We start from the raw sequence: 13,389 nt of genomic DNA, 5'->3' as shown, positions 1-13,389 counted from the left end.
GCGTTGGCTCAGCCTTTGGCGGCGGCGCTTGACCGTGCTGCCGAAGTCAGCGCCAATATGAGCGGGAATTGAGGTGGAGGGGTAAAATGAGAACGATCATGTGTGTGGCAATGCTTCTGTCGTCGGCTGGCGCTGCCTTCGCGTCGGGTGGCATCTGGTGCTCCACCGAGGACCCGGCGGCGACATTCGAGGTCGAGGCAGGCGTCACCAGAGGCATGGGCGGGCCGACCTTCAACTTTCGCGGCAACCTCGAAATTCTGAGCCGGCCTGCCGGCGACAGCCTGCGCAAGACGGTGTTCGAGGATTCCAACCTGACGCAGTACTGGCTCGACGGCAAGGAATTGCGGCTGAACATCTATCGCGAGCACGAGGTCGCGCAAAAGATCAATTCGGTCGAACTGACGATCCTGACCAAGACCAGCGACGAAGGCGTCTACGACGGGAGCTATACGCTCGCCGTCTACGACGCCGCGGCGGATACGGACCAGGACGGCAAACCGGTTGAAATCAGCGGCAAGGTGTCGTGCGGAGCGGAGTGAGCGGGGTCAGGCCGTGATATCGATGACGCCGCAATCGCCGGCGGCACTACCGAAGGCGACCCGGCGTTCTTCCTTGTCCCACATCATCGAGGTGATGGCGCCCTTGCCCGGCCGTCGCAACAGCACTTCCTTGGCGTCGGCAAAACGCACCGCCATCACCATCCCGTCATCATAGCCGACGGCAACGACATCCTGGCTCGGGTGGCAGGCGACAGCCGTCACCATGGCGTTGCCGCGCGTGCCGAGCTCCAGCGGTGCCTTGCCCATGGGACCATCCTTGCCTGAAAACGGCCAGACGATCGCCGCCGGCGCGCCGGAACTCGCCAGCCACTTGCCCTTCACACTCCACGACAGACTTTTGACCTTGCCGGGATAGCCGGTCATGCGCATGTGCTTGCCGTCGGCGAGCTTCCAGCCGTGCAATGCGTTTTCCTGCATGGTGGTGACGAGGAAGGCGCCATCGGGAGAGAAGGTGATGCCGGTGTGGGCGCCGGCCCATTCAAGCTCCACCGGCTTGCCCTCGGCGGCCGGGAAATGCAGCGTCGCGCCATTGTAGCGGGCGACACCGAAGCGCATGCCCTTGGGCGAAAAGGCCAGCCCCTCGACCGAACGCGGATGGACGAATTCCCTCGTCTTGCCGTCGGCGAAGCGCACGAAGGCGGTCTTGCCTGAGGCATAGGCGATGGCGCCTTGCGGCCCGGCGGCAACGCTGGTGATCCACTTCTTGGCCGCGCTTGCCAGTTCCGTGACCTCGCCGCCCACCTTCACGGCAAACACCTTGCCGTCCTCGCCGCCGGTGATCAGCCGGTCATTGGCCGCATCATGGAAGGCGGCGAGCACCCCGTCATTGGCCTGAACTGTCTTGTGGCCATGGTCGAGCCGATGGACGGCGCCGTCGGCCATCGCGAAATGCGGCACGTCGCCGAGAAAGACGGCGGCGATGCAGTGGCCTTCGAGATCAAGCGGGGCGACGGTCGGCATGGGAGATTATTCCATTCGAGATTTATGCTGGTCGTCTAACCTCGCTGGGTCGCCAGCGCGGCTGGGTGCGGCCGGCCTTCTCCCCTTGTGGAAGAAGGTGGATCGGCGCGCAGCACCGAGACGGTTGAGGGGTGGGTGACGGATCTCCGTCAGCGCCAAGCTGGAACCCCCCTCATCCGACCGAGCTTCGCCCGGCCACCTTCTCCCACAAGGGGAGAAGGAAGGAGGGGCAGCGCTAGCGCTATAAAGTCTGGAAATCAAGCCGCCTGGCAGGCGTCAAAACTCTTCTTCAGCCGCTCGGCGTCGAGTTCCCTGCCGATGAACACCAGCCGGCTCTCATGCTTCTCGCCGTCCTTCCAGGCGCGCTGGTGATCGCCCTCGATGATCATGTGCACGCCCTGGATGACATAGCGCTCATCATCGCCCTTGAGCGCGATGATGCCCTTCAGCCGCAGGATGTTGGGGCCTTCCATCTGGGTGATCTTCTCGATCCATGGGAAGAATTTCTTCGGGTCCATCTCGCCGCCGCGCAGCGACACCGATTGCACCGTCACGTCATGGATGTCGGAAGCATGCGCATGATGGTGGTGCCCGTCATGATCATGGTGGTGGTGATCGTGGCCGTCATGGTCGTGGTCACGATGATCGTGATCGTCATGCGCTTCGAGGAAGTGTGGATCGTTTTCCAGCGCCCTCGACAGGTCGAAAGCGCCGCGATCGAGCACCTCGGTCAGGGCGACGCCGGCTCGGGTCGTGCGGTGGATCTTCGCCGCCGGATTGATGGCGCGGATCGTCGCCTCGACCTTGGCGAGCTCTTCTGATGTGACGAGGTCGGTCTTGTTGAGCACGACGACGTCGGCGAAGGCGATCTGGTCCTCGGCTTCCCTGGAATCCTTGAGCCGCAGCGGCAGGTGCTTGGCGTCGACCAGCGCCACCACCGCGTCGAGCCTGGTCTTGGAGCGCACGTCGTCATCCATGAAGAAGGTCTGCGCCACCGGCACCGGATCGGCGAGCCCGGTGGTCTCGACGACGATGGCATCGAAGCGGCCGGGTCGGCGCATCAGGCCCTCGACGACACGGATCAGGTCGCCGCGCACCGTGCAGCAGACGCAGCCATTGTTCATCTCGTAGATTTCCTCGTCGGATTCCACGATCAGGTCGTTGTCGATGCCGATTTCGCCGAACTCGTTGACGATGACGGCGTAGCGCCTGCCGTGGTTTTCCGACAGGATGCGGTTGAGCAGCGTCGTCTTGCCGGCACCGAGATAGCCGGTGAGAACGGTTACGGGGATCTGCGTCTGTGCGTCGCTCATGGCTTGCCTCGAATTATCTGGGCCTCGGAAATTCGGCCTGAGAAAAGGGAATGTCGGCTCCATATAGGATGTGCGCCGGGCTTTTGCACGGGGCAAACCGATGGGCCAAACCGGCTTGCTGCATTGCCGAATCGTTGGCGAAAGCCGTTGTGATCGCCTAGATCAGGGCGACAGATGCCAATTCGAGAGGCAAGATATGTCCGGCAAGCCATCCTCGTTCTCAATGAGCCGGCGCCAGGCGCTCGGTTTGATCGCGGTCACCGCCGGCGGTGGTGCCTTCCTGCCCGCCGCCGCGATAGCAGACCAGACTTCACCCTATGCCGGACTGGCCTTGTTCGAAAACGGCGCCGGTGTCTGCACCATCACGCCCGAGGCGACCGAGGGACCTTTCTATTTCGATCCGAAGCTAGAACGCGCCGATGTCACCGAAGGCAAGAAAGGTATTGCCCTTGACGTCCGGCTGCAGGTCGTCGACGCGGCCTGCCGCCCGCTTGTCGGCGCCCGCGTCGACATCTGGCATTGCGACGCGCAAGGCGCCTATTCCGGCTATCCCGGACAGGGTGATGGCCGCGATCTCGACACCTCGGGCCAGACCTTCCTGCGTGGTTGGCAAAGGACCGACGCGAGTGGCATCGTTTCCTTCGCCACGATCTATCCCGGCTGGTATCGCGGCCGCACCACCCACATCCATTTTAAGGTCTTTCCCGACGACAGTTCGGTGATGACCGGACAGTTGTTTTTCCCGGACAGCCTCAGCGAGCAGATTTTCACCACGGCCGCACCCTACAATGACCGGTCGGGCGAGCGCGACACCTCGAATGCCGCGGACGGCATCGCCAGGCGGGCTGGACCGCAATCGCAGGCTGCGCTGCGCGAGCTGGAGGATGCCTATCAGGCGCTGATGATCATCGCGGTGAAGTCCGGCTGAGCGGCGGTCACTCCATCACTTTGCTCGCGGCGAAAATTCCGGCTGGGAATTCGTTTGTCATCTAACTGAAATAAACATCTGGCATTAGCCACGGCGGACACCACAATGCTTGCCGGCAAAGCTGTTTGAAGCTCCGGAATCTTTTTCATCGTCGATTGCCAACCGGCCGGCTGCCTCTATGCTGCCCGCACCGGTACGGCCGAAGAGGGATGACCATGGCCAAGGCGGATAAGACTGCGACAATGAGCCGGCTGCATTCGGCGGCAAGGCTGGCAAGAACGGCGCTGGCGGCCCGGCTTCTGGCGCACGGCTTCTATGCCGGCCAGGATCAGATCATGCTGGCGCTCGACCGTGAGGACGGCCAGACGCCGGGCAATCTTGCCGGACGCCTCGGCGTGCGCCCACCTACCATCACCAAGACAATCAACCGGCTGCAGGCCCAGGGTTTTCTGGAAAAACGCGCCTCCTCGGCCGACGCCCGTCAGGCGCATATTTTCCTCACCGACACCGGTCGCGACATCATTCACGCCATCGAGAAATCGGTGAAGAAGACCGAAAAGCTGGCGCTGAAGGGTCTCGACAAGAAGGACCAGAAGTCGCTGTTCAAACTGCTTGCCCGCATCGAGGCCAACCTCTCGAACGAGGAACTGGTGCTCATCGACGACGACGCCGAATCGGACGACTGACCGGCGGATTGTCGCGGCAGGCGATCAGGCCGCCGCGGCAGAGCCCTGGATCAGCGACGACCAGCGTCCCGGTGTCATGCCGAACGCCTTCTTGAATTGCCTGATGAAATGGCTCTGGTCGCTGAAGCCGGCTTCGACCGCGATCTGTGCCAACGGTTCGCCGGCGGCGATCATCCGCCGCGCCCGCTGAAGCCGGCGCATCACCAGGAAGCGATGTGGACTGGTGGAGAAAGCGGCACGGAAATGCCGTGACAAGGCATAGCGATCAAGCCCGGTTACAGCTTCCAGCTCGCCGGAACGCACCGGCCGGTTCAGGTTTTCCGTGAGATAGTCGCGCGCCAGCGCAGCCGCCCGCCACGCCGTCCTGCTCATCGGCTTCGCCGACTGGCCGCCATGCCGGATCAGGCTTTGCATCAGTTGCGTCAGGAAGTCGTCGACGAACAACTCGTCGAGTTCCTGCTCCAGCGGACCCAGCGCCGAAAGCAGCGTTGCGCAGAAGGCGGCGTCCGCCACCACGCCATCCCTGACAAAAGGCAGCGACGCGCCGCCAAGGCAGTCGAGCATCAGCGACGGTTCCAGATAGAGCATTCGGTAGCGCAGTCCGTCCTCGGTGCCGGCGCCGCCGTCGTGCAACTCGTCGGGATGCAGCACGATGATCTGGCCCGGAAGGCTGTGGCGCGCAGCGCCGAGATAGCGAAACGTCTGCACACCGTGCAGCGTCACCCCGATCGCATAGGTGTCGTGGCGATGGAGGTCGAACGCGCTGCCATGGAAGCGCGCTTCGATCCGCTCCATGCCTGCGGGATCGGGGGCGGAGATGATGCGGTTTTCCGCCGCATCGACGCACAAACGTCCAAGACCCTTGAAGGCCTGGCTGTCTAGATCGTGCGACATCGTCTCCTTCAGCCTCGCATTGGGGCACAAACCGAATGGCCAATGTCTCATGTTCGATACGAAATTTGCAATCGTGCTCAGGGAAGATCTGCCGGTCTGGCAGAAACTCAACGTCACCGCTTTCCTGACCAGCGGCATCGTCGCGCAGTTTCCCGATATCATCGGTGAACCCTATCGCGACCGCGCCGGCAATCTCTACAACCCGCTGTCGATCCAGCCGGTCATCGTTTTGTCCGCCGACCAGACGACGCTGGGCACCATCCACCGGCGCACGCTGGAGCGCGGCGTGACCACCTCGCTCTATGTCGAGGAAATGTTTTCGACCGGCTTTGACGCGGCCAACCGTGCCGTCTTCGCCGAATTCGCGCCTGAAGACGCCAAGGTGGTCGGGATCGCGCTTCGCGCCGACAAGAAGCTGGTCGATAAAATCACCAAGGGCGCCCGCATGCACGCCTAGCCAAGGCACTACGCCTGCCGGCGGCTCTTGTTGTGCCAGCAGGCTTTCATGTCGCGGCAGTCGACAATTGGCTTGCCGGGAGCCGGCAATTCCCGCAAAGGTGGGCTCCAGCCCAGCTTCCCACCCGGCCTGCAAGTGAGTGCTCCCCAAAGACATGTAGAAAGCGCGACGCCCCCGGTGGCGATCGTGTGCATGCTTTCCACCTATGTCTTCTTCACCTTCCTCGACACATCAAGCAAATACCTCGTCCTTGCCGGCGTTTCCGTGCTGGTCGTTGCCTGGGTGCGCTTTGCCGTGCATGTCGTGCTGGTCGGCGCGCTGCTGCGCGGCTGGCGCCAACCGGTGCGGTTTCGTCCGGTCAACCTGCCGGCGCATATCCTGCGCGGGGCGTTCCTGTTCGGATCGACCATATTTAATGTCCTGGCGCTCAAATCCCTGCAACTGGCCGAGACCACCTCGATCTATTTCTTCGGGCCGATGGTGATCACGGCACTGGCCGGTCCGCTGCTTGGCGAGTGGGCCGGCTGGCGGCGCTGGCTGGCCATCCTGGCGGCCTTTGCCGGCGTCCTCATCATCACCCGGCCGGGCGTCGGCGTTTTCGGCATCGGACATCTCTTCGCGCTCGGCTCGATGCTGTCGAACTGCTTCTACGTCATCATGACGCGCCGCATGTCGGCGACCGAGACATCGGAGAGCCTCATCCTGTTTTCGGCGTTGGCGCCGGCGCTGTTGCTTCTGCCCCTGCTGCCGTTTTCGTTTTCCCTGCCGCATGACGGTTGGCACTGGTTCGTGCTGCTGATGCTCGGCGTGTTCGGCGGCGTCGGTCACTGGCTGCTGGTCCAGGCCTACCGGCTGGCGACAACCACGGCTTTGGCGCCCTATCCCTATTCGCAGATGGTGTGGATGATCATTTCCGGCTGGATCGTCTTCAAGCAGTTTCCCGACCGCTGGACATTGGTCGGCGCCGCCATCATCGTCGCCAGCGGTCTCTACATCGTCCATCGCGAGCATAGGCTTCGGCTGCGGAGCCGCGCGGCCTCGGATGTCGAGGCCGAGGCGTTGGCAAAAAAACTTTGATTTGCCCCCGATCGGTGGCATAACGCCGCCTTTAAACAGTTTAGGTCTGGAAATTCAGGTCCGGGGAGCACACGTCGCTGGCACAAAAAATCAAGCTTTCGACGATCGCGGATGCGCTCGGCGTGTCCACGGCTACGGTCTCGCTGGCGCTGCGCGACAGCCCTCTGGTTGCCGGTACCACGCGTGACCGCATCAAGGAACATGCCCGCGCCATCGGCTATATCTATAACCGACGCGCCGCCAGCCTGCGCACCTCGCGTTCCGGCATTGTCGGCGTCGTCGTCCACGACATCATGAACCCATTCTTCGCCGAGATCCTGCGCTCAATCGAAAGCGAGCTCGACCGCAGCCGTCAAACCTTCATCCTGTCCAATCATTACGATCAGCTCGAAAAGCAGCGCACCTTCATCGACACGCTTTTACAGCTCGGCGCCGACGGCGTCATCATGTCGCCGGCCATCGGCACGCCGGCTTCCGACATCCTGATGGCCGAGGAGAACGGCCTGCCGGCTGTGCTGATCGCGCGCACCGTCGAGGGTGCCGACGTGCCGGTCTTTCGCGGCGACGACTCTTATGGAACAGGCCTCGCCACCAACCATCTGATCTCGCTCGGCCACAAGCGCATCGCCATGATCGGCGGCACCGACCAGACCTCGACCGGCCGTGACCGCTACCAGGGCTATGTCAACGCGATGGAGGCGGCCGGGCTGGAAGTCAGGCCGTCATGGCGCATCGCCGGCCCACGCACCAAGCAGGCCGGCTTCGAGGCCGCCGGACAGTTCCTGGCGCTGAAGGACAGACCGACGGCTGCCTGCTGCTGGAACGACCTTGTCGCCATCGGCCTGATGAACGGCATTGCCCGTGCCGGCCTTGTGCCCGGCATCGACATCTCCGTTACCGGCTATGACGACCTCGAAGAGGCGGCGATCGCGACGCCGGCCCTGACCACCGTCTGGAACGGCCAGCGCGAGGTTGGCCGCCGCGCCGCCAGCGCGTTGCTCGACAAGCTCAACGGCCAGACGGTGCGGCCCTCGCAGGAATTGATCAAGCCGGAACTGCATGTGCGTCAGTCGACCGGCAAGCCGGTGGAGCGTGCATGACCAAGGCCGAACAGTTGCAGACCGTCGCCATCCTGGTGCCGGGCGATTTCAACGACCATGCGGTCGACCGCATCAACCGTACGTTCAGGCGTGTCAGAATAGAACGCGCCGATCCGTCCCTCATCACCGACGAGATGCGCAGCGATGTGCGCGGCATCGCTTCGTTTGCCGGCATCAACGCGGCGATGATGGATGCATTGCCCAACCTCGAGCTCATCGCCTCCTTCGGCGTCGGCTATGATTCGGTCGATGTCAGCCATGCCCGAGCGAAGAACATCATGGTCACCAACACGCCCGACGTGTTGACCGAGGAGGTCGCCGACACCACGATCGGGCTGTTGATCAACACCATCCGCGACCTGCCGCGCGCCGAAACCTGGCTGCGCGACGGCAGCTGGCTGCGCAACGGCAACTATCCGCTGAGCCGGCTGACCTTGCGCGGGCGCAGTGTGGGTATTTTCGGCATGGGCCGCATCGGGCAGGCCATCGCCCGGCGTCTGGAAGCTTTTGGCTTGCCGGTCGCCTACCACAACCGGCGCCGTGTCGAAGGTCTTTCCTACCAGTATCATGCGACCCTGAAAGGGCTTGCAGAAGCCGTCGATACGCTGATTTCGGTCGCGCCGGGGGGCGCCTCGACGGAGAAGGCGGTCAATGCCGAAATCCTGTCGGCACTTGGCGCCAACGGCGTCTTCGTCAACATCGGCCGTGGCAGCACTGTCGACGAAGCAGCGCTTGCGGCAGCCCTTGTCACCGGCACCATCGCCGCCGCCGGCCTCGACGTCTTTGCCGACGAACCGAACGTGCCCAAGGCGCTGCTCAACGTGCCCAACACCTCGCTGCTGCCGCATGTCGGCTCGGCCTCGGACCACACCCGCCGCGCCATGGCGGATCTGTGCGTCGACAATCTGGTGTCCTGGTTCACCGAGCGTCGGCCGTTGACGCCGGTCCCCGAGACAGCAGAAGTCAAGGCTAGAAACTGATCGGTGGCCGCCACATTTATTAACGTCAGCTTAACCATTTGGAATCATTGTTCAACCTGTCCGTGTACGTGGATGAAAAATGATGAAAGCACTTTCCGCATCGATCGCTGCCGCAGCGCTGTTTGGCGGCATTCAGCTGTTTCATGGCGGCAGCCGAGAAAGCGTGGCCAACGAGGCCGCCCCGTCCAACAGCTACAGGCTGGTCGCCAATGGCGATGAGGCGGTCTGTGCAGTCAGCCGCGGGGCCGAAATTTCGGACGGTTTGTCGCTGGTCACCGTTGCTCCGAAATGCCGCCGGCTCTTGCCCGGCATAGAGCAGGCGAAGTTCTGGCGCGAGCAAAACGACGGCACGGTCGCCTTCAGCGCCAACGGCGTCGATCCGATCGTCACCTTCGCGGCTGCCGATGGCGACGGCTACGAATCTTATGCCCCGGCGCTACCGTTGCTGTCGCTGAATAGCTATAAATGCCCAGCGGCCTATTCTGCCGCTACAAAGGGCAGGTATCGCACCGCCATGGCGGTTTAGCCAGCCAATCATAGTGGCCGTTCTGCCACGCCGATTGCGAAAAGAAGTTCCACGCTATTTTAGCATCTTGCGATACAAACGAAGATAGATCGTTATGCACCATTCAATTGGGGGCCTAACGTGAAATCCATCCTTCTCGCATCCACCATGCTTGTCGCCCTTTCGGGTGGCGCTTTCGCTGCCGACGCGCTTGTCGAAGCTCCGGTGGCTTACGAATGGAGTGGCTACTATGTGGGCGCGCAGCTTGGATACAATTGGGGGCACGTCGATAGCCACGACGTCAATATCGACGACGGCAGTTCCGATTGGGCTGACTCGTGGAAGTCCGACGGAGTGATTGGAGGTATCCACGCCGGCTACAATCAGGCCTTCAATTCGATCGTTCTTGGCGTCGAGGCCGATCTCGAAGCCTCGGGAGCGGGCGGCTCCGTGGATTCCGCGTATGCGGGCAATATCAAAACCAAAATCGACGTTCAGGGCTCGTTGCGCGCACGTCTTGGCTATGCGGTGGGACCGGCTCTCCTGTACGGTACGGGCGGTCTCGCAGTCGCTCACTTCGATACCAAATATGACGACGGCACCACGACGGATAGCTCGTCCAACACAAAGGCAGGTTGGACTGTGGGCGCTGGTATCGAATATGCCTTCGCGCAAAACTGGACGACGCGGGTCGAGTATCGCTACAGCGATTTTGGCACGTTCTCCGACAATCCAGCGACCGACAGTTCCTGGCTTTACCCAACCGACGTGACGACTCAAACCGTACGCTTCGGCGTCAGCTATAAGTTCTGATCGCGGGTTCGCGCCAGGGGGCGGACCCGGTCGTTTACTCTGCCGCCGTACGCGCTGCCTGGCGGATCAGGGCGTGGCCCCTGACCGCATCGCCGAAGGCCCGGAATATCTTCACCGAATTGCTGTCCGACTTGACCCAGTATTCCGGGTGCCATTGCACGCCGACGGCGAAGGCGCGGGCGTCGCGCACCGAAACCGCCTCGACCGTGCCGTCGGTGGCGACGGCCTCGACCTGCAGCTTCGAGCCGAGCCGGTCGATGGCTTGGCGGTGCAACGAATTGACCTTGATGTCGCCGGCACCGAACACACCGGCCAGGCAACTGTCAGGTTTGATGGAAATGGTCTGGTGGATGGCGAAGCGTTCGTCCTGCTTGTCGCTCACCGGCGCGCGGTGGTCGAGCGAGCCCTCGCGCTCCTGGATCTCGGTGCCGAGCGTGCCGCCCAGCGCCACGTTCAATTCCTGGATGCCGCGGCAGATGGCGAGCAGCGGCACGCCGCGTTCGATCGCCCGGCGGATCAGCGGCAGCGTCGTGGCGTCGCGCGCCGGATCATAAGGGCCATTGGCTTCGCTGGCGTCGCCGCCATAGAGCGAGGGATGCACATTGGATTTCGAGCCGGTGACCATGACGCCGTCCACCGACGACAGGAGCTCGTCGAAGTCGAGCCGGTCGCCAAATGACGGCACCAACAGCGGGAACACGCCGGCGCCGGTGATCGCCGCTTCCAGATATTGCTGCGGGGCGGCGTGCCAAGTGTAGTTGTCGAACTGACGGACGTCGGTCGATATGGCGACGAGCGGCTGATGCATTTTGCTCTGTGTTCCATCTGGGCAAGGGATACCTGCCGCTAAAATAGGCGATCCCCGGTTGTTTTTCCATGCCAAGTTTCGGCGTGTCGCATGGGCCACGAAACGGCCTGTTAGACTATAGTTGCAGGGCAGCCGGGCTTCGCCGTCAAATCGGGCCGCCGTGCTGGACTCGACTTCTTGCCCGTGTATTGTCTCGAACGAACCGACACGGAAACCGAGGATTTCCTGACGTCGGCCTGTTGATCCAAAAGGGAGGAACTTCATGGATCGTCGTTCATTCATTCGCAAGGCCGGTGTCACCGGCGTCGGTGCCGCCGCGGCGGCGGCCACGCTGGCGGCGCCCGCAATAGCCCAGTCCAATCCCAAGGTGACATGGCGGCTGGCGTCGTCCTTCCCGAAGTCGCTCGACACCATCTATGGCGGTGCCGAGGTGTTCTCCAAGATGCTGTCGGAAGCCACCGACGGTAACTTCCAGATCCAGGTCTTCGCCGCCGGAGAGCTGGTGCCAGGCCTGCAGGCCGCAGACGCCACCACGGCCGGCACGGTCGAGGCCTGTCATACGGTGGCATATTATTACTGGGGCAAGGACCCGACATGGGCGCTGGGTGCGGCGGTTCCCTTTTCGCTCAACGCACGCGGCATGAATGCCTGGCATTACCATGGCGGCGGCATCGACCTGTTCAACGAGTTTCTCGCCACGCAGGGCCTTTTCGGCCTGCCGGGCGGCAACACCGGCGTCCAGATGGGCGGCTGGTTCCGCAAGGAAATCAACACGGTGGCCGACCTTTCCGGCCTCAAGATGCGAATCGGCGGTTTTGCCGGCAAGGTGGTGCAGAAGCTCGGCGTCGTGCCGCAGCAGATCGCCGGCGGCGATATCTATCCCGCGCTGGAGAAAGGCACCATCGACGCGGCCGAATGGGTTGGTCCCTATGACGACGAGAAGCTCGGCTTCTATAAGGTCGCGCCCTATTATTACTATCCCGGCTGGTGGGAGGGCGGCCCGACCGTCCACCTGATGTTCAACAAGGCGAAGTACGAAGAACTTTCGCCGACGTACAAGTCGCTGCTGCACACTGCCGCGCAGGCGGCCGACGCCAACATGCTGCAGAAATACGATTATCTGAACCCTGCGGCGGTGAAGCGACTGGTAGCCGGCGGCGCGAAACTGCGCCCGTTCAGCCAGGAGATCATGGCCGCCTGCTTCGAAAAGGCCAACGAGGTCTATACCGAAATGGAAGCCTCCAACGCCCCGTTCAAGAAGATCTGGGAATCGATCAAGGGCTTCCGCAAGGAGCATTATCTCTGGGCGCAGGTGGCCGAATACAATTACGACACCTTCATGATGGTCCAGCAGCGCAACGGCAAGCTGTAGTCGGCCGGACTTCTGCTCAAAAGCTCTCTGGGCGGAACCCGCTCAGGGAGCTTTTCTGTATATACCGGAGGCGAAACCGGCGGTTCAGCCTCGGCGCGGCACCACCAGAACCTTGACCTCGCCGGGCGCCGGCGGATTGGCGATCACCGCTGGCGCTTCTTCAAGCGACACCTGCCTGGAGATCAGCCTATCGATCTCGATCGTGCCGGAAGCAATGAGTTCGGCGGCACGGCGATGGGTGTAGGGATTGAGGAAGGAACCGAGCACCTTCAGTTCCCGGAACAGCAGGTCGAACGGCTCGAATTCAGCTTTCACGCCTTGCGGCGTCACGCCGACGATGACGACCGTGCCACCGGCGCGGGCCAGCCGCATCGACTGCTCGACGGTCTCTCGCACGCCCGCACATTCGAAGACGACGTCGACACCGCCTGGCACCAGCCCCACCGGTCCGGCGATGGCATCGATGACATCGGCGGTGGTTGGATCGATAGTCATTGTCGCGCCGAGGTCCTCGGCGAGGGCGCGCCGCGAGGCTTGCCTGGTCGACAGGATGATGGTCGTGGCTCCCGCCAATCTTGCCAGCTGCACGGTGAGCAGGCCGATCACGCCGCCGCCAAGCACGACCACCGAGCTGCCCGGTTTGATCCCGGCAAGGTCGACGCCGTGCAGGCAACAGCCGAGCGGCTCGCAGAACGCGCCGTGCATGGGATCGAGGCCCGCAGGCAGGACGAAAGCCTGCTTCTGCGGCAAGGCAAGGTATTCGGCAAAGCCGCCGTCGCGATGAATGCCGATGGCGCGCAGATTGCTGCAGACGCCGCAGGCTTCGATGCGCACCAGCAGCTCATCCGCACCGATGTCAGGCATGTCGACGTCGCGCAGCGTGATGCCGCCCACTGCTTCCAGCCGCACCGCTTTCATGGTTTTGACCATGCCGGT

16 protein-coding genes are annotated in these 13,389 nt (G+C 62.8%); 10 read left to right on the top strand and 6 right to left on the bottom strand.

Translation table 11 applies throughout. The features are described 5' to 3' along the window. The first annotated feature begins 86 nt into the window (after positions 1-86). The gene (locus EOB59_RS13940) at positions 87-539 is read left to right on the top strand and encodes a hypothetical protein (RefSeq protein WP_128288576.1); all 453 of its coding nucleotides are present in this window, start codon (positions 87-89) and stop codon (positions 537-539) included. A gap of 6 nt (positions 540-545) precedes the next feature. Here EOB59_RS13940 and EOB59_RS13935 read toward each other — a convergent pair whose 3' ends face one another. Next, entirely contained in the window at positions 546-1,520 is a 975-nt protein-coding gene (locus tag EOB59_RS13935) for a WD40 repeat domain-containing protein (protein ID WP_128288575.1), read from the bottom strand. A gap of 257 nt (positions 1,521-1,777) precedes the next feature. Beyond that, positions 1,778-2,833, bottom strand: coding sequence for a GTP-binding protein (locus EOB59_RS13930; protein WP_128288574.1), 1,056 nt, complete (start codon positions 2,831-2,833; stop codon positions 1,778-1,780). A gap of 196 nt (positions 2,834-3,029) precedes the next feature. On the opposite strand from EOB59_RS13930, the gene EOB59_RS13925 reads away from it, so the two are divergent. Further along, positions 3,030-3,761 (top strand): intradiol ring-cleavage dioxygenase, encoded by a 732-nt coding sequence (locus tag EOB59_RS13925; RefSeq protein ID WP_128288573.1) that lies wholly within the window; start codon positions 3,030-3,032, stop codon positions 3,759-3,761. Here the strand turns inward: EOB59_RS13925 and EOB59_RS13920 are convergent. Beyond that, positions 3,725-3,910: a hypothetical protein gene (locus EOB59_RS13920; protein WP_127266502.1), complete on the bottom strand. Its 186-nt coding sequence runs from the start codon at positions 3,908-3,910 to the stop codon at positions 3,725-3,727. The two genes, EOB59_RS13925 and EOB59_RS13920, sit on opposite strands and share 37 nt — an antisense overlap. A gap of 66 nt (positions 3,911-3,976) precedes the next feature. Between EOB59_RS13920 and EOB59_RS13915 the strand changes: the two genes are divergently transcribed. Continuing rightward, the gene (locus EOB59_RS13915; RefSeq protein ID WP_127396003.1) at positions 3,977-4,447 is read left to right on the top strand and encodes a MarR family winged helix-turn-helix transcriptional regulator; all 471 of its coding nucleotides are present in this window, start codon (positions 3,977-3,979) and stop codon (positions 4,445-4,447) included. Positions 4,448-4,471: 24 nt separating this feature from the next. On the opposite strand, the gene EOB59_RS13910 is transcribed toward EOB59_RS13915, so the two are convergent. Beyond that, positions 4,472-5,341 (bottom strand): AraC family transcriptional regulator, encoded by an 870-nt coding sequence (locus tag EOB59_RS13910; RefSeq protein WP_127396004.1) that lies wholly within the window; start codon positions 5,339-5,341, stop codon positions 4,472-4,474. A 49-nt stretch (positions 5,342-5,390) separates the two neighbouring features. Between EOB59_RS13910 and EOB59_RS13905 the strand changes: the two genes are divergently transcribed. The 6 genes from EOB59_RS13905 (at position 5,391) to EOB59_RS13880 (ending at position 10,273) form a co-directional block, all read left to right on the top strand. Next, on the top strand, positions 5,391-5,798 hold the full coding sequence (locus EOB59_RS13905; RefSeq protein WP_127331396.1) for a DUF2000 family protein: 408 nt from the start codon (positions 5,391-5,393) through the stop codon (positions 5,796-5,798). Between the two features lie 192 nt (positions 5,799-5,990). Beyond that, complete coding sequence (locus EOB59_RS13900) at positions 5,991-6,875, top strand: DMT family transporter (RefSeq protein ID WP_164748949.1); 885 nt, start codon at positions 5,991-5,993, stop codon at positions 6,873-6,875. A gap of 77 nt (positions 6,876-6,952) precedes the next feature. Beyond that, a complete protein-coding gene (locus EOB59_RS13895) occupies positions 6,953-7,975 on the top strand; it encodes a LacI family DNA-binding transcriptional regulator (RefSeq protein WP_127396005.1) in 1,023 nt (340 codons plus the stop codon). Then, positions 7,972-8,955: a 2-hydroxyacid dehydrogenase gene (locus EOB59_RS13890; RefSeq protein WP_128288572.1), complete on the top strand. Its 984-nt coding sequence runs from the start codon at positions 7,972-7,974 to the stop codon at positions 8,953-8,955. The genes EOB59_RS13895 and EOB59_RS13890 overlap by 4 nt, the downstream gene beginning before the upstream one ends. 82 nt (positions 8,956-9,037) lie before the next feature. Next, positions 9,038-9,481 (top strand): hypothetical protein, encoded by a 444-nt coding sequence (locus EOB59_RS13885; RefSeq protein WP_245486621.1) that lies wholly within the window; start codon positions 9,038-9,040, stop codon positions 9,479-9,481. Between the two features lie 120 nt (positions 9,482-9,601). Then, positions 9,602-10,273, top strand: coding sequence for an outer membrane protein (locus EOB59_RS13880; protein WP_127396008.1), 672 nt, complete (start codon positions 9,602-9,604; stop codon positions 10,271-10,273). Between the two features lie 34 nt (positions 10,274-10,307). Here the strand turns inward: EOB59_RS13880 and EOB59_RS13875 are convergent, their stop codons facing one another. Next, the gene (locus tag EOB59_RS13875) at positions 10,308-11,081 is read right to left on the bottom strand and encodes a gamma-glutamyl-gamma-aminobutyrate hydrolase family protein (protein ID WP_128288571.1); all 774 of its coding nucleotides are present in this window, start codon (positions 11,079-11,081) and stop codon (positions 10,308-10,310) included. Positions 11,082-11,343: 262 nt separating this feature from the next. Between EOB59_RS13875 and EOB59_RS13870 the strand changes: the two genes are divergently transcribed. Further along, positions 11,344-12,453 (top strand): TRAP transporter substrate-binding protein, encoded by a 1,110-nt coding sequence (locus EOB59_RS13870; RefSeq protein ID WP_013528215.1) that lies wholly within the window; start codon positions 11,344-11,346, stop codon positions 12,451-12,453. A gap of 84 nt (positions 12,454-12,537) precedes the next feature. On the opposite strand, the gene EOB59_RS13865 is transcribed toward EOB59_RS13870, so the two are convergent. Next, positions 12,538-13,371 carry a zinc-binding dehydrogenase gene (locus tag EOB59_RS13865; protein ID WP_164895647.1) on the bottom strand — a complete coding sequence of 278 codons (834 nt, stop codon included), beginning with the start codon at positions 13,369-13,371 and terminating at the stop codon, positions 12,538-12,540. Positions 13,372-13,389: the final 18 nt, after the last annotated feature.

This window comes from Mesorhizobium sp. M7A.F.Ca.MR.176.00.0.0 (assembly GCF_004023165.1).
In the GTDB taxonomy this organism is placed as follows: domain Bacteria; phylum Pseudomonadota; class Alphaproteobacteria; order Rhizobiales; family Rhizobiaceae; genus Mesorhizobium.
The sequence above is the reverse complement of the archived record's forward strand: the minus strand, read 5'-3'. Positions and strand labels throughout refer to the sequence as shown.

Coding starts and splice junctions, on each gene's coding strand:
- EOB59_RS13925 (WP_128288573.1), top strand. CDS start 3,030: ATGTCCGGCAAGCCATCCTCGTTCTCAATGAGCCGGCGCCAGGCGCTC.
- EOB59_RS13920 (WP_127266502.1), bottom strand. CDS start 3,910: ATGAAAAAGATTCCGGAGCTTCAAACAGCTTTGCCGGCAAGCATTGTG.
- EOB59_RS13885 (WP_245486621.1), top strand. CDS start 9,038: ATGAAAGCACTTTCCGCATCGATCGCTGCCGCAGCGCTGTTTGGCGGC.
- EOB59_RS13910 (WP_127396004.1), bottom strand. CDS start 5,341: ATGTCGCACGATCTAGACAGCCAGGCCTTCAAGGGTCTTGGACGTTTG.
- EOB59_RS13900 (WP_164748949.1), top strand. CDS start 5,991: ATGCTTTCCACCTATGTCTTCTTCACCTTCCTCGACACATCAAGCAAA.
- EOB59_RS13870 (WP_013528215.1), top strand. CDS start 11,344: ATGGATCGTCGTTCATTCATTCGCAAGGCCGGTGTCACCGGCGTCGGT.
- EOB59_RS13875 (WP_128288571.1), bottom strand. CDS start 11,081: ATGCATCAGCCGCTCGTCGCCATATCGACCGACGTCCGTCAGTTCGAC.
- EOB59_RS13935 (WP_128288575.1), bottom strand. CDS start 1,520: ATGCCGACCGTCGCCCCGCTTGATCTCGAAGGCCACTGCATCGCCGCC.
- EOB59_RS13905 (WP_127331396.1), top strand. CDS start 5,391: ATGTTCGATACGAAATTTGCAATCGTGCTCAGGGAAGATCTGCCGGTC.
- EOB59_RS13865 (WP_164895647.1), bottom strand. CDS start 13,371: ATGAAAGCGGTGCGGCTGGAAGCAGTGGGCGGCATCACGCTGCGCGAC.
- EOB59_RS13930 (WP_128288574.1), bottom strand. CDS start 2,833: ATGAGCGACGCACAGACGCAGATCCCCGTAACCGTTCTCACCGGCTAT.
- EOB59_RS13890 (WP_128288572.1), top strand. CDS start 7,972: ATGACCAAGGCCGAACAGTTGCAGACCGTCGCCATCCTGGTGCCGGGC.
- EOB59_RS13915 (WP_127396003.1), top strand. CDS start 3,977: ATGGCCAAGGCGGATAAGACTGCGACAATGAGCCGGCTGCATTCGGCG.
- EOB59_RS13940 (WP_128288576.1), top strand. CDS start 87: ATGAGAACGATCATGTGTGTGGCAATGCTTCTGTCGTCGGCTGGCGCT.